This is a genomic window from Thermostichus sp. MS-CIW-15 (assembly GCF_054060575.1).
In genome coordinates this window covers 1-19953 of the sequence record NZ_JBSSDI010000042.1, presented here as the reverse complement: position 1 = coordinate 19953, position 19953 = coordinate 1, and the positions used below count along the sequence as shown (strand labels likewise).

The following is a 19953-nucleotide window of genomic DNA, read 5'->3' as shown; positions in this document are numbered from 1 at the left end:
AACTCTTTGCCGCAAATCCAAAGAATGAGTCGGCATTCCTTTCTCTCCTTCCTCTTGAATACCTGTACCCTATTTTAAATTAAAAGGCTGTACTTATTTCCACGCCCAGCAGGCGGTGGAGAAATCGCTCAAGGCGGTCTTGTTCCTGCAACAGATCGAGTTCGAGCGCACACACGATCTGGTCAAGCTGGCGCGCCTGTTAGCGAATCGCGGCGTGACGCTGCCAGTCACGGAAAGCCAACTGCGCCGGCTGAACCCTTTTGCCGTCGCCTTCCGCTACGACGATTTGGAAATCACGCTCGCCTCTGACGATGATCTGACGAGCGTGGTTGCCCGGATGTGCCACTGGGCGAAGGAACAGATCAGCGCAGCAACAGAATGCGAGGAAAGCGATGGCCCGGACTACCATTGACCGCTTGATCATCAACTCTCCCTACGAGGAGCCGAAGAAGCACTGGCGCTACGATCGCGAGACGCGTACGTTCGAACTGGTTGAAGGGCGGCGGCCAGCGGGTTACGTGGTAGCGACTCCCGGTTCCAAATCTTTCGACGATCCGGGCATCTTCGTTGAAATCCCGCTTGTCAACCAGATCCGCCCGCGCGTCAAAGCCTGGCGCGAGGCAGGCTATCCCGGGATCACCAGCATCACCAGGCGGCTCTTGGCGCACTGGCATGACCCGGAGGAGTTCGACAGACGTCGCTTTTTCTTCTGTCAATTGGAAGCCGTCGAGACGCTCATTTGGCTGACCGAGGCGCCTGCTGCCGAGCGGGTGGGCATTGAGATCCCGGGAGACGGCGGGGACTTTGATCGGCGGTGCTGCAAGATGGCCACCGGCACGGGCAAGACCATCGTCATGGCGATGGTGATTGCCTGGCACATCCTTAACAAAGTGGCCAACCCCCAAGATGCCCGCTTTTCGAAGAACGTGCTGGTCGTTGCCCCCGGTCTGACGGTCAAGAAACGGCTGGCGGTGCTGGAGCCCGCGGGCGCCGGTAACTATTACGAAGCGTTCGACATTGTGCCGTCCACGCTGCTCGACAAGCTGCGGCAGGGGCGGGTGCTGGTCCGCAACTGGCATGCCCTGGCCTGGGAGAGCGAAGAGCAGATCAAAAAGCGGAAGAGCGTGGACAAACGCGGCGCGAAGAGCGATGAAGCCTATACGCGCGAGGTGCTGGGCGAGATGGCCAACGCGCACAACCTGCTGGTCATCAACGACGAGGCGCACCACGCCTGGCGCGTCAACTGGGAAGCCGAAGGCAAGTACCTGCGCCAGCGTGATTTAAAAGACAGCGCCCAAGAAGCGACGGTGTGGGTTGGAGGCCTGGATCGGCTGCACCGTTCGCGCGGCATTCTCACCTGTTACGACTTCTCCGCCACCCCCTTCGCGCCCTCGGGAAAGAAGAGCAGTGAAGAGGCGCTCTTTGGCTGGATCGTCAGCGACTTCGGGCTGAACGACGCCATCGAATCGGGGCTGGTCAAGACCCCGCGCGTTGTAGTGCGTGACGACGCTGTGCCCAATGCCAAAACCTACAAGTCCCGTCTATACCACATCTACAACGACCCGGAGGTGAAAGACGACCTCAACCGACGCGCCAATCCCGAAGAGCTGCTGCCGGATCTGGTGCTGAACGCCTACTACCTGCTGGGCTACGACTGGCGGGAGACGTGGAAGGCCTGGAAAGCAGCCGACCTGCCCACGCCGCCTGTGATGATCACTGTCTGTAACCGCACTGAGACGGCAGCGCGGGTCAAGCACGCCTTCGAATCACGGCGCATTCCCATTGACGAGCTGTGTAACTCGGAGGGAATCTTGCACATCGACTCGAAGGTGCTAGAAGAGGCTGAGGCAAAGGAAGAGTCCACTGCAGTGGTGGAAGCTTCAGACGAGGCCGATGATGGAGAAGAGGAGGACGTACCGGTCGAATGCCGGCTGACCAAAGCAGAGCAGGCGGAACGTTTGCGAAAGATCGTAGATACGGTGGGCCAGGTGGGGCAGCCCGGCGAGAAAATCCAGAACGTCATTTCCGTTGGGATGCTCAGTGAGGGCTGGGATGCCAAGACGGTGACGCACATTATGGGGCTGCGGGCCTTCACTTCCCAACTTCTGTGCGAGCAGGTCGTGGGCCGGGGCCTGCGCCGCACATCCTACGAGATCAACCCACAAACGGGGCTGCTTGAGCCCGAATACGTCAATATCTTCGGCGTGCCTTTTACTTTCTTGCCGCACGAGGATAGCGGAGATGGCCCGCCGCCCCCGCCAACGCCCAAGACCGCCGTAGAACCGGACCCGGCCAAAGCGGAGTTTGAGATCCGCTGGCCGAATGTGGTGCGCATCGAGCGCTTACTTCAGCCAACGTTGACTCTCGATTGGTCAAAGGTGCAGCCATTGGAACTAGACGCGGCTCAGACGCCGCAAGTGGCAGAACTGGCACCAATTCTCGAAGGCAAGCCCGACGTAAACCAGATCAGCCGTATCGAACTGGAGAAGTTGGCGCGAGAGTTTCGCACGCAGCGCATCATCTTCGAAACTGCCCGCAATGTGTTCGATCAGGTAAGGCAAAGCTGGAGAGGCAGTCGCGAAATCTTGCTGGCGCAGTTGGTGCGGATTGTCGAGCAGTTCATTCGCTCTGACCGGATTTTGATCTCCCCACCTCTTTTTTATCAGGACGAACTGCGCCGTCGGCTGATCATCACCCTCAACCTGTCACGAGTTGTGCAACATGTCTGCGAGGCGGTGCGGCAGGAGAACACTGAGAAACTTGTGCCAGTCTTCGATCGCGACCACCCGATCCGCTCGACGGGCCAAATGCGCACCTGGTACACCAGCAAACCTTGTGAACGCACGCGCAAGTCGCACATCAACGTCTGCGTCTACGACAGCACGTGGGAGGCGTCGGATGCTTTCGTATTGGACAATAGCAGTGCCGTGAGCGCCTGGGCGAAGAACGACCATCTGGGCTTCGAAGTCCTGTACCTGTATCGCGGCGTGGTGCGGAAGTATCGGCCAGATTTTCTTGTGCGCCTGGCCAACGGCGACATGCTCATTCTGGAAACAAAGGGACAGGACACCGAACTAGACCGGGTGAAGCGGCGCTATCTGGACGAGTGGGTGCAAGCCGTCAATGCCCATGGCGCGTTCGGTCGCTGGCGGTGGAAGGTGGCACGTTACCCGGGCGAGATACGAGACACTTTGCTGCAAAGCTAGGAGCAGCAGGGCTCATGGTGGAGTACCGGATCCCGAAAAGTCTGCCCGGGGCTCCTGGCTTCATCTGAAGGCGGGGGATACCCCACCGTCTATACCGTGGGGAGGGATAGCGCCTAGCGCGATGATCAGCTAGAATCTTTCTTTTCCACCAGCAGCCTACCTGACTAACGAAATGGTTGCTTCGTCGATCCCTAACTCCCCTCTCCCAGAGGGAGAGGGGTTGGGGGCGTCAGCGGCGCGGAGCGCTTTGGAGACATCTCCATTAATTTGACTATAAGATTACAGCTTTCGCGTTCGGCTTCTCACTAGGCTAAGAGTAGTCTCAAAGCCGTTTTGCAGCAGGTGACCCATGTCCAAGGCAAAGATAGCGCTGGACTTTCAGGCGCGGATCCCGAGAGGCTATCTTAACCTGATGGGCTATGTAGACGACTCGGAAGTCAATGGGCCGGGCCGGCGCGCTGTGGTCTGGGTGCAGGGCTGCCTGCGAGAGTGCCCGGGCTGCTTCAACCCTACTTCTTGGCCGTTTGAGGTCAACCAACTGGTGAAGATCACCGACCTGGCCGAGCAAATCCTCAGCAACCCCAGAAACGAGGGGGTGACCTTCTCGGGAGGGGAGCCCTTCTGGCAGGTTCCTGCCCTGGCCAGCTTGGCGCGGCTCCTGAAAGCGAAAGGGCTGACGGTGATGGCCTTCAGTGGATTCACGCTGGAAGAGTTGCGATCCCCCCAGGCTCCTCCCGGCGCCCAGGAGCTGCTGCAAGAGCTGGATATTTTGGTGGACGGGCCCTACCTGCAATCCCAGGCCATTCGCTCCCCCCACTCGCTGGTCTCTTCCCGCAACCAGCGGGTACATGTCTTTAACCCTGCCCTGGAAAACCAACTTAATTGGGCCAGCGACCAGGTGGAAATCCATATCCTCAAAGATGGAACCCGCATCGTTACCGGCTACGGCAGCCAGTTTCTCCTCGACGAGGCAGGCTCTTGAACTGCAGTGATCCTTTATCCTACACCTGCAGCGGTTCCCTGAGACAAGCGGGCAGTTGCCAGCACATCTCCAGCCAGTTTTTTAGCTCTTCCGGTTGGCCCATGAGGCTCATTTCCACCAGCAAAATGGCGGCCCGGTCGGCGGCGCCTTTGGATCCGAGACGAATTAGGGCAGACAGGCTCTCTTCCCGCCAGCAGATGGATACCCCCTGCCGGATCAAGGCCTGGGCGGCGGCGGGAATGCACGAGGGTGGCACCTGGATGTCTCGCCGCTCGTAGTTGACAGTAGGTAGCATGAACGGCAACCCAAATCTTTATTATGTCTTAATCTTCTTCCCTTTTCGCCTGTCCGTCACGGGTCTTTGCAAAGTATGAAGTGATCTTTTGTGAACTTTGTAGAGTTCTCGACATCGTTGAGAACAGTGGGCGAGCAAGCGCGGGATCTCTCGCGGGATCCCTGGAGAAAACTTAAAAGATAGCGGCGATTTCTCGGCCTCATTTCCCCACAGCCGCGAGAATGGCTGCATGCGCAGGAGATGGGGAGATGCGAGCAGAAGGTTGGGAGAGGCGAGTTGGTCGCTGGTTGCCCAAGGCCACCCTTGCCGGAGCCGTATTGATCCTAGTGGCGATGGGCAGGCCGCTGCGACTGGTGGGCAATGGAGAAAATATGGTGGTGTTCACCTGGGGAGGGGGGGTGAGCCCGATGGCTTTGCAGCCTGGTCTCCATTGGGTGCCGCCCTTTGTCTCTCGCACAGTCATCTTTGATGTGAAAACCCAAGCTCTGACCTGGAAAGACAACGACCCGACCGCCTACGCACCGCGGCTGGTGGCCCTTTCTCAGGATGGGCAGCAGATTGCGGCTGAAGCGACGCTGCAATTTCGCATTGTGGATCCTCCCAAGGTCTATACCCAACTGGGAGAGAACTACTTGGATCGCATTGCCCCCATTGTCCGGTCGGTCATCTTGAACGAGACCAGCGGCTTTTCCGCCCAAGCTCTCTATTCCACCGAGCGCCCGCTGCTTCAAGGACAAATTCGCGAACGAGTGGCCCTTTTGCTGAAGGAATACGGCATCGAAGTTTTGGACTTTCTGCTGCGGGATGTGGATTTCGATCCCGATTTTGTAGCCGCTATTGAAGCAAAAACCATTGCCGAAAATCAACTGGCGCAAAAGCAATTTGAGATCGAGCAGGCCCGCCAAGATGCCCGCGCCATCATTTCTCAAGCGGAGGCAGAAGCCGGTCAATTGAGAGCCAAAGCACAGGCCCTCACCCAAAATCCGCAGTACCTAGAGGTGGTCAAAGCCGCGGTACTGGGATCCCGCCTGGAAACTCTGGTTACCAAATAGCAACCAGCACTTTTTCATCCTCTTTCCACGAGGAGCCGCCATGTATCCAACAGGAGAAGCACCCCAAAGCAGAGTGGGTTGGTTAACCGTAGGAGGGATCGCCGTCTTGGCGGCCCTGGGAGTGCTCCGCGCTTGCCTGTACGTCACTTTGCCCGGACATGCCACTGTAGTGTTCAATACCTTTTCCGGGCTGCAAAAGGGGCGGGTAGAATTGCCGGGGGTCATCTTCCGGATTCCAGGGATCGAGACGCCGATCACCTACAGCGTGCTCACCCGCGTTTGGGAGTTTACCAATGACCCCAACTCGGCCAACGCCATCAGCAATGCCATCACGGTCAACACCGCCGACGGGCAGGCTTTTGCCATCGATGTGGCCATTGCCCTCAAGCCCAACCTCGCCACTTTGGACGAGCTGCACGCCACCATCGGCGAGAACTATCTTTCGACAGTGGTGGTGCCGGTGGTGCGCTCCAAGATCCGCGATATCTCCGCCTCTTTCGATTCCGAGGATTTCTACCGCAAAAGCCAGCGCACGGCCATCGAACAACGGGCCCTGGACTTGATCCGCCAAGAGATGCCCACCGTCAACCGCGATGGTCAAGCCCTGCCCTTGATCCAGGTAGAAGGCCTCTTCCTGGGCAACCCCGATTTTCCACAAGCTCTGCGAGATTCCATTGAACGCAAACAGGTGGCCTCGATTACGGCACAAACAGCAGCAGTGCGGGCACAAATTCAGCAAAAGGAAACCGAGCGGCTGTTGATCCTGGCGGCAGCCAACCAGCGGGCCATTGAGCTGAAAGGACAAGCGGCAGCGGAAAACGCACAACTGGCGGATCTGTTGTTTTACGAAAAACTCCAGGAGCGCATCCAAAACCCGACGGACTCGCTGCCCCCTCTGCGCATCATCCGCGTCGAGGGGGATGCCACCGTGTTCCTCAACGTGGATCCCCGGCAGGCAGCCCTGCAACAGGCCCGATAGTCAAGCCTGGCCACGCCGTCGGAGCTGCCAGGGCAGGGTGGAACGGTCGGCAGCTTGCTGCGCCTGGGCCACGACGATCACCCCGGCCACCGGGATCCCGGCAGCGACCAAGACCTGCTGCGCCGCTTGGACGGTGGAGCCGGTGGTGTAGATGTCATCCACCAGTAGCACCGGCGTGGCGGGAGCGCGCTTGAGAGCAAAGGCGCCTGCCAAGTTCTGCTGGCGTTGCAGGGGGTTGAGCTCATGTTGGGCCGCTGTGGCCCGCACCCGCACCAGAGCGTCAGGTAAATGTCTTAGACCCGTCCGCTCGCAAAAAGCTTGGCTGATCAAAGCCGCCTGGTTGTAGCCCCGCTGCCGCAGCCGCTCCGCATGCAGAGGGATGGGCACCACCGTATAGTCGTGGCGAGACAGCAGGTCATGGCTTCCCTGGGATCCCGAACGCTTCTGTCGGCTCTCCAGCCAGCGGGATCCCAGCCATTCCCCCAAAACCGCGCCAATGCGCCGCTGTCCTTCATATTTCAGGCAATAGATGGCCCGGCGCAGCGCTCCCCGGTGGATCCCCCAAGCATAAAGCGGCCAAGGCGAAGTGGTGACCGGCCAAGAGTCGAGCCGCTCCGCCTGCAGCCGCCTTTGACAGTCTGGACAAAACACAGCCTTAGCCGGGCGCTGGCAGAGCGGACAAGGGAGCAAAATCCACCAATCCATCCAGCCCATCGCCTTTCGCGAGTTCCTTCTGGTGTGCAGAAGCTCCTCTAGGCTAGCTGAGGGGAACAAGGATGCTGAAATTCTCACTCAGCCAAGCCACCAGCCCAGAAGCTGATCCCTTAAGTTGACGCCGGGATCCCGCCTTGCTAGGATTTACTACTGCCGGATAATTGAGTAGCGATCTTCTCAGCCAACCCATGCCCACCATTCAGCAACTCATTCGCGAAGAGCGCAAGGCTGCTGTTCGCAAGACCAAGGCCCCTGCCCTGAAAGGATGTCCTCAGCGGCGGGGAGTTTGCACCCGAGTGTACACGACAACGCCCAAGAAGCCCAACTCAGCTTTGCGGAAGGTGGCGCGGGTTCGCCTCACCTCTGGCTTTGAAGTTACTGCTTACATCCCCGGCATTGGCCACAACCTACAAGAGCACTCGGTGGTCATGATTCGCGGCGGAAGGGTCAAGGACTTGCCCGGCGTGCGCTATCACATTATTCGGGGCACGCTCGACGCCGCAGGAGTGAAAGACCGCAAGCAAGGCCGCTCCAAATACGGGGCAAAACGGCCTAAGCCCGGCCAAGCCCCAGCCGCCGCTGGCAAGAAGAAATAGTTTCCCTCTGGACGTCATCCTGCCTTCAAGTTCTACAGCTCCTATGTCTCGCCGCAACCGTGCTCCTCGCCGTGACGTGCCTCCAGATCCCAAGTACGGGAGCCGTTTGGTTACCATGCTGATCCACAAGTTGATGATGAGGGGCAAGGCTTCTCTTGCCGCCAGGATCCTCTACGACGCTCTAGAGATTGTGCGAGAGCGCACCGGCCAGGATCCGCTGCCCGTACTGGAAAATGCCGTTCGCAACGCCACCCCCTTGGTGGAGGTGAAAGCGCGGCGGGTGGGCGGCGCCACCTATCAGGTGCCTGTGGAGGTCAGAGCGGAGCGAGGAACCTCATTGGCGCTGCGCTGGCTAGTCACCTTTTCCCGCACCCGTCCAGGCCGCACTATGTCTGCCAAGTTAGCCAATGAGATTATAGATGCGGCCAACGAAACCGGCAACGCCATCCGCCGGCGAGAGGAAGTCCATCGCATGGCCGAAGCCAACAAAGCCTTTGCCCACTACCGCTACTGAACCCCGCTGGCCGAGCAAAGGAGGATGTTGTTGGGATCCCTTCCCATTTGCCGAGAGCTGGGCTGGATCTGGAGGAGAAGGGGCAAAAAAGACTAGAATTGTAAAGGTTTTTTTAGTTTGCCCGAGTCGCAGGGCGACGAGGATTGGGAGGTTAACGTGGCACGCACAGTTCCCCTGGAACGAGTTCGAAATATTGGTATCGCGGCCCACATCGATGCTGGCAAGACCACGACCACAGAACGGATCCTCTTCTATTCCGGTCTGGTGCATAAGCTTGGCGAGGTTCACGAGGGAACCACGGTAACCGACTGGATGGCTCAGGAACGGGAGCGGGGCATCACCATCACGGCCGCGGCCATCACTACCCGTTGGACCAAGCGGGATCCGAAAAACCCCTCCCAACCTCTCGCCGGCGCGCCGGAATACACCATCAACATCATCGACACGCCAGGGCACGTGGACTTCACCATCGAGGTGGAGCGCTCGATGCGGGTGCTGGACGGGGTGATCGCCGTCTTCGACTCGGTAGGGGGCGTGCAGCCGCAGTCGGAAACCGTCTGGCGGCAGGCCAATCGTTACAATGTGCCCCGCATTGCCTTTGTCAACAAAATGGATCGCATGGGGGCCAATTTCCTCAAGGTTTATAACCAGATCCGGGAGCGCCTCAAAGCCAACGCCGTGCCGATCCAACTGCCCATCGGGGCGGAAGACGAGTTCCGCGGCATCGTCGATCTGGTGCGCTTGCAGGCCAATATCTACATGGATGAGATCGGCAAGGACATTCGCCCTGCCCCCATCCCGGAGGAGATGAAGGATCTGGTGGCGGAATACCGGGCCAAGCTGGTGGAAGCAGTGGCCGAGACCGACGAGGCCCTGATGGAGAAGTACTTTGCCGAGGAGGATCTGAGCGAAGCCGACCTAATGGCTGGTCTGCGCAAAGGCACCATCAGCGGCCAAATTGTGCCCATGCTGTGCGGCTCTGCCTTCAAGAACAAGGGTGTGCAGATGCTGCTGGACGCGGTGGTGGACTACCTTCCCTCTCCCATCGATATTCCCGCCATCAAGGGGGTATTGCCGGATGGGTCGGAGGTGTCGCGCAAAGCCAGCGACGATGAGCCCTTCTCCGCCCTGGCCTTCAAGCTGATGAGCGACAAGTACGGAGACCTCACCTTTATCCGCGTTTACTCTGGGGTGCTAACCAAGGGCACCTATGTGCTCAACTCCACCAAGAACAAAAAGGAGCGCATCTCCCGCCTAGTGGTGCTCAAGGCGGACGAGCGTCTGGATGTAGATGAGCTGCGGGCAGGCGATCTGGGGGCTGTGTTGGGCCTGAAAGATACCACCACTGGGGACACCCTCTGCGACGAAAACGCGCCGGTGATCCTGGAGTCCCTATATATCCCCGAGCCGGTAATCTCGGTGGCTGTCGAGCCCAAGACCAAAGCCGATATCGACAAACTCTCCAAAGCGCTGCAGGCCCTGGCCAAGGAGGATCCCACCTTCCGCGTCTCGGTGGATCCGGAGACCAACCAAACCATCATCTCCGGCATGGGCGAGCTCCACCTGGAGATTCTGGTGGATCGCATGCTGCGGGAGTTCAACGTAGAAGCCAACGTGGGCAACCCCCAAGTGGCCTACCGCGAAACCATCCGCAAGCCAGTTAGCCGCGTGGAAGGGAAGTTCATCCGCCAGACTGGCGGCCGCGGCCAGTACGGCCATGTGGTCATCGACCTGGAGCCGGCAGAGCCGGGCACGGGGTTCGAGTTTGTCTCCAAAATTGTGGGTGGTGTCATCCCCAAAGAGTACATTCCGCCTGCCGAGCAAGGGATCCGCGAAGCCTGCGAGTCCGGCGTCTTGGCTGGCTATCCTTTGATCGATATTCGCGTCACGCTGGTGGACGGCTCCTACCACGAGGTGGACTCCAGCGAAATGGCCTTCAAGATCGCCGGCTCGATGGCGTTGAAGGAGGCTGCTCGCAGAGCCAACCCCGTCCTGCTGGAGCCGATGATGAAGGTGGAGGTGGAAGTTCCCGAAGCCTTCGTCGGGGATGTTATCGGAGACATCAACGCCCGTCGCGGCCAGATGGAGGGGATGAGTACAGAGGGCGGCATCTCCAAGGTCAATGCCAAGGTTCCCTTGGCGGAGATGTTTGGATATGCCACCGACATCCGCTCCAAAACCCAAGGGCGGGGCATCTTTACGATGGAGTTCAGCCACTACGAGGAAGTTCCTCGCAATATCGCGGAAGCCATCATTGCCAAAAGCAAAGGAAACGTAGCTAACTGAAAAAGGAAGTGAGGATTCATGGCACGCCCTAAGTTCGAACGCACCAAACCCCACGTTAATGTTGGCACCATTGGCCACGTGGACCATGGTAAGACGACGTTGACCGCCGCCATTACCATGACCTTGGCTGCCCTCGGCCAAGCGGCGCCCAAGCGCTACGACGAGATTGACGCAGCGCCAGAGGAGAGAGCCCGCGGTATCACTATCAACACTGCCCACGTGGAGTACCAGACGGAGAAGCGTCACTACGCCCACGTGGACTGCCCCGGCCACGCCGACTACGTGAAAAACATGATCACGGGCGCGGCCCAGATGGATGGGGCCATCCTGGTGGTCTCGGCGGCCGATGGGCCGATGCCGCAGACGCGGGAGCACATCCTGTTGGCCCGTCAGGTGGGGGTACCCAGCTTGGTGGTCTTCCTCAACAAGGTGGACATGGTGGACGACGAGGAGCTGCTGGAGCTGGTGGAGCTGGAGATACGGGAGCTCCTCTCCAAGTACGACTTCCCCGGCGACGAAATCCCCATCATCAGAGGATCCGCTCTCAAGGCTCTGGAAAGGATGCAGGCCAACCCCAAAACCCAGCGGGGTGAGGATCCCTGGGTGGACAAGATCTACGAGCTGATGGATGCGGTAGACTCCTACATTCCAACGCCGGAGCGGGATGTGGACAAGCCCTTCCTGATGGCAGTGGAAGATGTCTTCTCGATCACCGGTCGCGGCACGGTGGCGACGGGCCGGATCGAGCGGGGCCGCATCAAAGTTGGCGAAACCGTGGAGCTGGTGGGATTGCGAGAAACCCGTTCCACCACCGTTACCGGTCTAGAGATGTTCCAGAAGACGCTGGACGAGGGGATTGCCGGCGACAACGTGGGTGTGTTGTTGCGGGGTATTCAGAAGAACGAGGTGGAGCGGGGCATGGTGCTGGCCAAGCCCAAGACCATCACTCCTCACACCCAGTTCGAGTCGGAGGTTTACGTCCTCAAGAAGGAAGAGGGCGGACGTCACACCCCCTTCTTTGCCGGCTATCGTCCTCAGTTCTACGTGCGTACCACCGACGTCACCGGCACCATCACTTCCTTCACGGCTGACGACGGCTCTAAGCCGGAGATGGTGATGCCCGGCGACCGCGTCAGGATGACGGTAGAGCTGATCCAGCCCATCGCCATCGAGCAAGGGATGCGCTTTGCCATTCGTGAGGGCGGTCGTACCGTAGGGGCCGGTGTGGTCTCTAAGATCCTGAAGTAAGCGGCTTTCTCTTGGCAGGGATTGGGCGCTGGTCACTCCAGGCAAGCTCGATCCCTGCCATTTTTTTGAGTACACCCTACCTTCTCTCCGACTATGGCTACCTTGACCCAACAGAAAATTCGTATCCGCCTAAAGGCCTACGACCATCGGCTACTGGATACTTCCTGCAACAAAATCGTGGACACGGCCCGCCGCACGGAGGCTGTGCCAGTTGGCCCGATCCCTTTGCCGACGCGGCGTCGCCTCTACTGTGTGCTGCGTTCCCCCCACACGGACAAGGATTCGCGGGAACATTTTGAAGTTCGCACCCACCGCCGCATTATCGACATCTACTCCCCCTCTTCCAAAACCATCGATGCTTTGATGAAGCTGGATCTGCCGGCAGGGGTGGACATCGAGGTGAAATTGTGAGGCTCCGCTCGGGGATCCGGCGCTAGGTTAGGCAAGGGGGCAGGTGGTGACCACAGCAGTCGAGCAAAAAAGACGAGAAGAGGGCGCCGCCATTGGGGAGGGGACGGCGGCTTCTGAGCCCATCCCGGTCTTGGTGGTGGGAGCCCTGGGCAAGATGGGGCGGGAGGTGGTGCGGGCGGTGGCCCAAACCCCCGACATGAAGTTGGTGGGGGCGGTGGCCCGTTCCCAGTTGGGCTCGGACATTGGCGAGGTGTTGGGCCTGGGATCCCTGGGAGTCGAGATTACCGACGACCTGGCGGGCCAGTTGCTGCGGCTGTCGCAGCGGAGCGCCCGAGGCGTCATGGTGGATTTCACCCATCCGCGCTCTGTGTATGAAAACGTCCGCTCGGCCATTGCGTTTGGGGTGCGGCCGGTGGTGGGGACGACGGGCCTGACGCCGGAGCAGGTGGAGCGGCTGAGGGATCTGGCGGATAAGTCCGGTGTGGGCTGTCTAATTGCGCCCAACTTTGCCATCGGCATGATCCTGCTGCAGCAGATGGCGCTGCAGGCGGCCCAATATTTCGATCACGTGGAGATTGTCGAGCTGCACCACAACCGCAAGGTCGATGCCCCCAGCGGCACGGCTCTGCAGACGGCGCAGCGGCTGGGACAACTGGGCAAAGCTTTTAACCCGCCTGAGGTGGAAGAAAAGGAGCTGATCCCCGGCTCGCGGGGAGGGATCCCCGGCCCCAACATCCCCATCCACAGCGTTCGCCTGCCGGGGCTTATTGCCCACCAGGAGGTGATCTTCGGCGGCATGGGGCAGACGTTGACCTTGAGACACGACATCACGGATCGGATGGCCTTCATGCCGGGAGTGATCCTGGGCATTCGCAAGGTGCTGCAGCTCAAGGGGCTGGTCTACGGCTTGGAGCAGGTGTTGAGCTAGCTGCTCAGGGGCGGGATCCCGGCCTCGTCCAGGATGTGCGGGATGAGGTGTTCGGCCTTGACGGCCATCAGGTGCACGCCGTGACAGATCTGGCGGGCCTGGCGCACCTGTTCGGCAGCAATGCGGATCCCTTCTTCGAGGGGATCGGGGGCATCGGCCAGCCGCTGGATAATGGCGTCCGGGATCTGCACCCCCGGCAAGTTGCGGTTGATGAAGAGGGCGTTTTTGGCGGATTTGAGCAGGAAGATGCCCGCCAGGATGGGCTTGCCGGCGGGGCGGCCCAGCTTGTCCATGAAGCGCTCCAGTTGCTCGAAGTCGGTCACCATCTGGCTTTGGAAAAACTGGGCTCCGTTCTCCAGCTTGCGGTGGAAGCGCCGCTCCAGGCCGGAAAAGCTGGGGGATTGCGGCTCTACGGCTGCCCCCGGGAACAGACAGGTGCCGCCGTCGGGGAGGGGCTTGCCGTTGCAGTCGAGGCCGTTGTTGAGGCGTTGGATAAGCTGCAGCAGACGCACCGATTCCAGGTCAAAGACTGGGCGGGCATCGGGGCAATCCCCCACCTGGATGGGATCCCCGGTGAGGGCCAGCACGTTGCGCAGGCCGAGCGCTGAGGCCCCCAACAGATCCCCCTGCAGAGCCAGGCGGTTGCGATCCCGGCAGGCCAGCTGCAGGATGGGTTCAACGCCCGCCTGCTGCAACAGCAGCGAGGCGGCCAGGGGGCTCATGCGGGCCATGGCGCGGTTGGAGTCCGTGATGTTGACGGCATGCACCCGGCCCTTGAGCTGCTGGGCCAGAGAGAGCAGGGTGCTGGTGTCGGATCCCTTGGGGGGGGTGATCTCAGCCGTGAGCAAAAATTCCCCCCGCTGGATGGCTTGGGCAAAGCGCGACGGTGGTGGGCAGGTCAGGGCCACAATTCTGGGAAGACCGAAAGAAAAAGCAGTGGGTTGGCCTATTATCCGCTGTTTTGGGAGGGTTTTTCCAGCCAAAGCGCTTTTCTCAGGGCTTGGGCGAAGGGGAAGGGCTGGGCGGAGGCTGCACCCGCATTTCTCCCAGCCAGAGGGGGGGATCCCCCTGGTGCAGACGCTGCTGCCAGTTTGTCGCCGCCGCGGGCGGGATCCCCTGCGGGCCCAGGGCCCAGCTCCAGCCAATCACCTGGAGCCACCGCCCGGCTTGCAAGCCTTCCAAAAAGGGCTGGGCAGCTTCTGCGTCGGGAGACGGCCCGCTGAGGATCAGGGGCAACTGGGGGTTAAAGGCCACAAGGCGACGGTACAACGCTTCAAAGGTCTCGGGATCCCCCTTCACCTCCAGGCTCAGCCAGTCCACCCCTGGCAAGGCGGCCCAGGCAGACGCTGCCTCGTTATCCGCTCCCTCCAGCTCTAAAACCCAGAGCAAATTGGCCTCAGAGCGCAGGGTTTGTATCAGGTGACGGTAGGCCCGTCGTTGCAGCTCTGTATCCCCGTCCCCGACAGCTACGGCCAGGATAATCGGGGTAGCAAAGCGCTGGATGCCCCGAGCCCAAGAGCGCAAGGTCTCATCCTGTTCGCCCGCAGCCAGGGAAGAGAGGTGGGCCGGCTGCAGCCGCAGGCGTAGGTAGGGAACGGAGCCGCTCTCCCGCAGGCGATTGGCCAGGGGCTGGGGAAAATCCTGGCGCGGATCCCAGAGGTGCTCCACCGCTGCCCAGGCGGGGGGCTGGCCAATGGCCTGGCGATAGGCCAGAAGCTGCTCCCAAGTTGGCATGCCCGACCAAGTGACCCCATGATACAGCCGGCTCGTGGGGGGAGGCAGCGGCCTGCCCCGCTGAAAAGGGGCAGAATCGGGCGGGATGGGGGAGGTGAGGACAACCTGCAGCCGTAGAGACGGCGAGGGGTCAGGGGCGTCGGCCTCCGGGAGGGAGAAGGGGAAACTCCACGTGCGCTCCTCGAACCGACCCTGAGTCATCTGGCGGGCATAGAAGTCCTGGGGGGGCGGCAGCGGCTCCAGGGCCTTGTCCCCCCAGAAGGCCTGCTGTACCACCAGGCGCACCCCCTCGCCAGGGTGAACTAGGGGCGTGGTGGTATCCAGGTGAAAGCTGCCGCTGAGGCGGGTAAACGTCTTGTGGGGCTCAACTCGGAAAGAGAGTGTGAGCTGGTCAGGCCGATAGGTGCCCAAGGCGCGGGAGGAGGGGGTGGGGAGCAGGGATCCCAGCTGCTCTGCCAAGCTCTCGCAGTCGGTGCAGGGAAGGAGAGCCTGCGGATGGAGAGAGATGGGAGCCTTGCGGGCAGATTGCAACTGCTCAGACGTGATCACAAAGCTGGCCCAAAGGTGCTTCAGAAGGGGATCCCGGCCGGGCGGAATATCGGAGAAAGTTCGCCCGGGGGGCGTGGCTGTGCGTGTGCCGGCAGCCGTCCCATCCAGGGGCACCGTGGAGAAGGCGTCGCTGGAACATCCCCCCAGCAACACCAGCGACAGGATTAGCGGCAGAGTCCCCAAGAGCAGGGGCCTAACACTGGGTTGTAGCGGCGGCGATCCCCAAGCCATGAACTCACCTCAATACACCACCCCTCCGCGACCGCTTGGCAACGGCTAGAGGGATTCTCGCCCAGCAGCCCAACCTTGGGTTTGATCCCGATCACAACTTGGCCACCGCAGATCCCGCTGGCACCGCCCAAAGGCAAGCTCAAGTGGTCGAGCCCTGGCGACAACCCGCTACCCCTGCGGCACTGCCGCCGCCTCCGGGTAGATGACCAACATGCCCTCGTAGAGGATTTGGCCAGGCTGCAACTCCAGGCGATCGATGCGCACGCCTGGATCCAACTGGATGGGAAAATCCGCCAGGCCGGGGATGGGGATCTCCTGCCCTTCGCTCACCCACAGGGGATTGACCAGCCGCAACTGGTTGGGACCCTGAGCCTGTAGCCCAGTTAGCACCGTAACCGGCACCTCCACCCCCTCGGGAGTAACCAATTGGGCCTGGATGCGCAGCCGATTTTGCTGCAAGGTGACCTGGGGCTGGCGGATCAAGAAGGGCACCGCTTGACCTCCAAAGGGCAGTTGCACCTGCGCCTGGGCCAGTTGGGACTGGATGAGGGGAGCCTGAAGGCTGCGGTTGAGATCGTCTTCGGTGAGGCGCAAGCTCACCTGCACCGGCACGGGGGCCAACAGCCGCAGGGGACTACGTCCCTGGATGGCTTCCCCTACATTGAGGCGAATATCCTGGCCCTGCAGCCGCAGGTGGCTGACCTGGAATCCCTGATAGATGAGGTTGTCTCCCGACACCTGGGCCTGGGGGATCTGGCCGTTCAAAATCTGGGCGTCGGAACCGGCGATCTGCACCCGCAAGTTGTCCACCTGCTGCACCTCAGAGCGAATCCAGGCGGCCACCAGAGGATTGAGCAAGGAGCTGGCGATCTGGGCAAAAGCGGGCCAGGGCAAAAACATGGTGGGCAGGCTCAGCAGCAGAGCAAGCCCCAGCCGCTGCCCCCCTGGGGAGAGCCGTCGGCGGCGGCAGGCTGTCGGTGGGATCTGGGAAACAGAGGGACCCTCTAGAATGACCGAGTCCTGATCAGGCCGATAACAAGCTGTGGGCAGCACTGGGTACCTCAGCAAGGAACGACGGGCAATGGCGAGAGGCCAAGGCAAGGCCGAACTAGGACTAGATTACGACAGGACTTCTGCAGCGAATAGGGGGCTCTCCCGCACACCTGAAGGAACTATCCGTCTGTCAACTGCCACCAAAGATACCCCAGCCGCAGGTAGTGAAGCCGCAGCCAGGGGAAAGGGAAAAGGCGCGGTGGCTGGCGGAAGAGGGCGCTAATTTGGGGTCGGATGCCGGCGATCTCCTGGGCCAGGATTTTGCCTGCCCACACCCCTGTGGCCACGCCGCTGCCGTGGTAGGCCAGGCCGTACCAGAGGCTGGGATCCGTCGGCGAAGGGCCGATGTGGGGGTGAAGCTGGCGGGAGAGGCAAACCAAGCCGTTCCAGGCGTACTCGATCTCCACCCCCTCCCAGGCGGGAAAGAGGCGGTAGAGCTGCCGCGCCATCCAGGCCCGCAGGCGCTGGCGTTCCCTTGGGGCATCGCAGGTGCCGTCCCGCCCCCCAAACAGCAAGCGCCCATCCGGCAGGAGACGGTAGTAGAACAGCAGCCGTCGCGTGTCGTAGATCGGCGTCGGATCCCACCATCCCTGAGCCCTTCGCTCTGCCGGCGTCAGAGGCCGGGTGACCAGAATGTTGGAAAGCACCGGCAACAGGGATCCGGCCAATTGGGGGTAGAGGTTGGCCGGCGTGTAGCCATTGGTGGCGATGACCAGGTGCCGTGCCCGCACCGTTCCCCCGGGCGTATGGCAAAGGTGGCGGGAGCCAACCTTTTCCCAGGCAACGACCCGGCTGGCGCTGTGCAATTGCGCTCCCCATTTCTGGGCGGCCTGGGCCAGCCCTTGGGCAAGCTTGAGGGGGTTGAGGCCAAACCCCACCCCGATGTGGAGGGCGCCGTGGTTCTCGCGGCTGTCGAAGCCCCGTTCCCGCAGCTCTTTGGGGCTGAGGAGCTGAACTGGGTAGCCGGCCACCTGGGCGTAGATCTGGTATTCGGCCTCCAACTCCCGCCAAGCGCTGGGGCGGTGGGCTACTGCGTACCAACCTTCTCCCTGGGCATCCAGGGAAAAGCCCTCGGCAGCGGCCAGCTCTTGCACGGTCTCCACCGCCTGCCGCTGATCCCGGTAGTAGCGCTCCGTCTCCGCCAGGCCTACCCGCCGCACCATTTGGGCATGGGTGAGGTAGCTCGCCCCCACTCCGCAGAAGCCGCCGTTGCGCCCGGAGGCGCCCCAGCCCAGGGATCCCGCCTCCAGCAGGCAAGCCGAAATGCCGTGATCGCGGGCCAGGTGCAGGGCCGTCGATAGCCCCGTCAATCCTCCTCCTATGATGGCCACCTCGGCCTCAACCTGCCCTTGCAGAGGCGCCGGATGTCGCCAACTGGAATCTGGTATTGTGCTGTCCCAGTAGCTGCCGACTGGGTAAGCAGGATCGTAGGTTTTGGGAGGATAAGGATTTGTCTTCGGGAGAAAAGTCCAAGCAACCATAGAACTTTAGAAGACTGGTTGGTCAAAAGCCAATTTCTCTTTGCCCATCGGCCAAACCTCCCTTTGAGAAGAGCTCAGCAGCGCAGCGAGCCGCCGTTTGCCCTCGCTGGCCCAGAGGCTACAGCAGGCACCAAAACCGCCTCTTCTGACAACCGCACCAACCCCCCCAGGGCTTGCGAACAGGCCTCTCGTCCCTGGTGGGCTGGCGAGCGGTACGCTGGCATAGTGAGGCGGGCCAATCCGCCGTTGAAATACCCTGCCCGGGAAAATTGGCCGGGATCCCTTCCAGTTCAAGGCGGGCCGGGCCCGCTCTCCCCCCGCTGGCGGTGGAGCCGTCTCTTGCCGATGGGGGTGGATGCCGGAACCCCGGCGCTAGCCAGGGCTGCAGTCCCGACTGTTGCCGCTGAGCAACTTGGTGAGAAGGTAGAGTTTATCCATTGGCGTTTCTCTTTCCCGGGCCGGAGACCCCGCTGGCAGAATCAAGGTCTGCGGCCTTGGGTCATTTGCCAAGCAGCTTCACCAGGAGAATGCCAAACAAGTACAGGAACGTTACCGCGCCAGCCAGGAGGCTCTGGGTGAGGGGATCCGTGGAAGGGGTGAGAATGGCCCCCGCCACCACCGAACCTAGGACAACATAGCGCCAACCCTTGAACATCTGCTCAGCAGTTACCAGGCCCAAAGCTCCCAGCAGCGCCTGCAAAATCGGCACCTGAAAGGCCAAGCCAGTGCTGAACATCAGCAGCAGCACAAACTCAAAGTAGCGGTCGATGGACCAGGCCTGATCCACCACCCCTTCCCCATAGCGAATGAAGAAGTTGAGCGCCGCCGGAATGAGGAGGTAGTAGGCAAAGACCAAGCCAGCCACAAACAAAAGGCTGGATCCGAGCACCACCGGCCCCAACAGCTTGCGCTCCTTGACGCTCAGCCCTGGCAAGACGAAGCGGGCAATTTGGTAGAGCACAAAGGGCGTGGCCAAGAGCAGCCCCGAATATGCCGCCACTTTCATAGAGACGAAAAAATACTCGCCCGGCGCCAGTTGCAAGAAGGTCACCCCCTGAGCGGGCACCTCCAGCAGGGCGACGATGCGGTTCACCACCAGAAAACAGGCGACGATACACAGGGCCACCGCAATGACACTGGCCAAGAGGCGGCTACGCAACTCCTCCAGATGCTCCATCAAGCTCATCTCGACCTCGTAGGGAAACTCCGGATCTGGCACCCGAGAAGGCTCAGGTGTTGCCGGAGCTTGCTGCGAGGACTCGGTCTCAGAGGCAAGGGGCATGGGCCGACAGGTAACGAAACCTTTCCCGCTATCTTAGCCCTGCCCCACCCTTAAGGAAAAGCGCCCGCCCAATACATGGCCCCCTTCCAAGCTGTTCCCGGAAGGAACTGCCAGGTTGTGGACGGGAGCTGCCCTTGCTCAAAGTCTCTGCTTCACCAGACTGTTGACGTTCTCCCCCGAACCCCCAAACCCCCCGTATACGGGGGGACAGAGGGGAGCTAGGATCCCCGCCCCAAAGGGCTGGGGAGTATGTCAATACTTCATCTCGCCCGGCTAGGCTGAGGCGGGAGCAGCTCTAAAATTCTGAAGGACACAAAAGATACAGCCTTTTAATTTAAAATAGGGTACAGGTATTCAAGAGGAAGGAGAGAAAGGAATGCCGACTCATTCTTTGGATTTGCGGCAAAGAGTT

General features: G+C 60.9%; 18 protein-coding genes. 11 read left to right on the top strand and 7 right to left on the bottom strand.

The window, feature by feature from the left end; genetic code table 11:
- Positions 1 to 58 precede the first annotated feature (58 nt).
- The 3 genes from ACVW0R_RS12305 to ACVW0R_RS12295 all read left to right on the top strand — a co-directional run bounded on the left by ACVW0R_RS12305 (position 59) and on the right by ACVW0R_RS12295 (position 4188).
- Positions 59 to 412, top strand: coding sequence for a HEPN domain-containing protein (locus ACVW0R_RS12305; RefSeq protein ID WP_083759161.1), 354 nt, complete (start codon positions 59 to 61; stop codon positions 410 to 412).
- Positions 393 to 3206, top strand: coding sequence for a BPTD_3080 family restriction endonuclease (locus tag ACVW0R_RS12300; RefSeq protein ID WP_414508365.1), 2814 nt, complete (start codon positions 393 to 395; stop codon positions 3204 to 3206). The genes ACVW0R_RS12305 and ACVW0R_RS12300 overlap by 20 nt, the downstream gene beginning before the upstream one ends.
- A gap of 349 nt (positions 3207 to 3555) precedes the next feature.
- Positions 3556 to 4188 (top strand): 4Fe-4S single cluster domain-containing protein, encoded by a 633-nt coding sequence (locus tag ACVW0R_RS12295; protein WP_457502126.1) that lies wholly within the window; start codon positions 3556 to 3558, stop codon positions 4186 to 4188.
- 19 nt (positions 4189 to 4207) lie between these two features.
- Here ACVW0R_RS12295 and ACVW0R_RS12290 read toward each other — a convergent pair whose 3' ends face one another.
- Positions 4208 to 4483 (bottom strand): hypothetical protein, encoded by a 276-nt coding sequence (locus ACVW0R_RS12290; protein WP_457502125.1) that lies wholly within the window; start codon positions 4481 to 4483, stop codon positions 4208 to 4210.
- A 248-nt stretch (positions 4484 to 4731) separates the two neighbouring features.
- Here ACVW0R_RS12290 and ACVW0R_RS12285 point away from each other — a divergent pair, with 248 nt between their 5' ends.
- A complete protein-coding gene (locus ACVW0R_RS12285) occupies positions 4732 to 5535 on the top strand; it encodes a prohibitin family protein (protein ID WP_457502124.1) in 804 nt (267 codons plus the stop codon).
- A 73-nt stretch (positions 5536 to 5608) separates the two neighbouring features.
- Positions 5609 to 6514, top strand: coding sequence for a prohibitin family protein (locus tag ACVW0R_RS12280; RefSeq protein WP_457502123.1), 906 nt, complete (start codon positions 5609 to 5611; stop codon positions 6512 to 6514).
- Here the strand turns inward: ACVW0R_RS12280 and ACVW0R_RS12275 are convergent, their stop codons facing one another.
- Complete coding sequence (locus ACVW0R_RS12275; protein WP_011430156.1) at positions 6515 to 7219, bottom strand: ComF family protein; 705 nt, start codon at positions 7217 to 7219, stop codon at positions 6515 to 6517.
- 197 nt (positions 7220 to 7416) lie between these two features.
- Between ACVW0R_RS12275 and rpsL the strand changes: the two genes are divergently transcribed.
- The 6 genes from rpsL to dapB all read left to right on the top strand — a co-directional run bounded on the left by rpsL (position 7417) and on the right by dapB (position 13211).
- A complete protein-coding gene (gene rpsL / locus ACVW0R_RS12270; protein WP_011430157.1) occupies positions 7417 to 7824 on the top strand; it encodes a 30S ribosomal protein S12 in 408 nt (135 codons plus the stop codon).
- 43 nt (positions 7825 to 7867) lie between these two features.
- Positions 7868 to 8338, top strand: coding sequence for a 30S ribosomal protein S7 (gene rpsG, locus ACVW0R_RS12265; protein ID WP_011430158.1), 471 nt, complete (start codon positions 7868 to 7870; stop codon positions 8336 to 8338).
- A 156-nt stretch (positions 8339 to 8494) separates the two neighbouring features.
- Positions 8495 to 10624: an elongation factor G gene (gene fusA, locus ACVW0R_RS12260; protein ID WP_099884506.1), complete on the top strand. Its 2130-nt coding sequence runs from the start codon at positions 8495 to 8497 to the stop codon at positions 10622 to 10624.
- Positions 10625 to 10642: 18 nt separating this feature from the next.
- Positions 10643 to 11872: an elongation factor Tu gene (gene tuf / locus ACVW0R_RS12255; RefSeq protein WP_457502122.1), complete on the top strand. Its 1230-nt coding sequence runs from the start codon at positions 10643 to 10645 to the stop codon at positions 11870 to 11872.
- 93 nt (positions 11873 to 11965) lie between these two features.
- Positions 11966 to 12283, top strand: coding sequence for a 30S ribosomal protein S10 (gene rpsJ / locus ACVW0R_RS12250; RefSeq protein WP_099812160.1), 318 nt, complete (start codon positions 11966 to 11968; stop codon positions 12281 to 12283).
- A gap of 91 nt (positions 12284 to 12374) precedes the next feature.
- A complete protein-coding gene (gene dapB, locus ACVW0R_RS12245; protein WP_041439013.1) occupies positions 12375 to 13211 on the top strand; it encodes a 4-hydroxy-tetrahydrodipicolinate reductase in 837 nt (278 codons plus the stop codon).
- Here dapB and ACVW0R_RS12240 read toward each other — a convergent pair.
- The 5 genes from ACVW0R_RS12240 to tatC all read right to left on the bottom strand — a co-directional run bounded on the left by ACVW0R_RS12240 (position 13208) and on the right by tatC (position 19541).
- Positions 13208 to 14119, bottom strand: coding sequence for a methylenetetrahydrofolate reductase (locus ACVW0R_RS12240; RefSeq protein WP_011430163.1), 912 nt, complete (start codon positions 14117 to 14119; stop codon positions 13208 to 13210). The genes dapB and ACVW0R_RS12240 overlap by 4 nt on opposite strands.
- Before the next feature lie 85 nt (positions 14120 to 14204).
- Complete coding sequence (locus ACVW0R_RS12235) at positions 14205 to 15725, bottom strand: hypothetical protein (RefSeq protein ID WP_457393072.1); 1521 nt, start codon at positions 15723 to 15725, stop codon at positions 14205 to 14207.
- A gap of 168 nt (positions 15726 to 15893) precedes the next feature.
- On the bottom strand, positions 15894 to 16826 hold the full coding sequence (locus ACVW0R_RS12230) for an LmeA family phospholipid-binding protein (protein ID WP_240527375.1): 933 nt from the start codon (positions 16824 to 16826) through the stop codon (positions 15894 to 15896).
- 71 nt (positions 16827 to 16897) lie between these two features.
- A complete protein-coding gene (locus ACVW0R_RS12225; protein ID WP_228375481.1) occupies positions 16898 to 18109 on the bottom strand; it encodes an NAD(P)/FAD-dependent oxidoreductase in 1212 nt (403 codons plus the stop codon).
- A gap of 649 nt (positions 18110 to 18758) precedes the next feature.
- Entirely contained in the window at positions 18759 to 19541 is a 783-nt protein-coding gene (tatC, locus tag ACVW0R_RS12220) for a twin-arginine translocase subunit TatC (RefSeq protein WP_011430168.1), read from the bottom strand.
- Positions 19542 to 19953 lie beyond the last annotated feature (412 nt).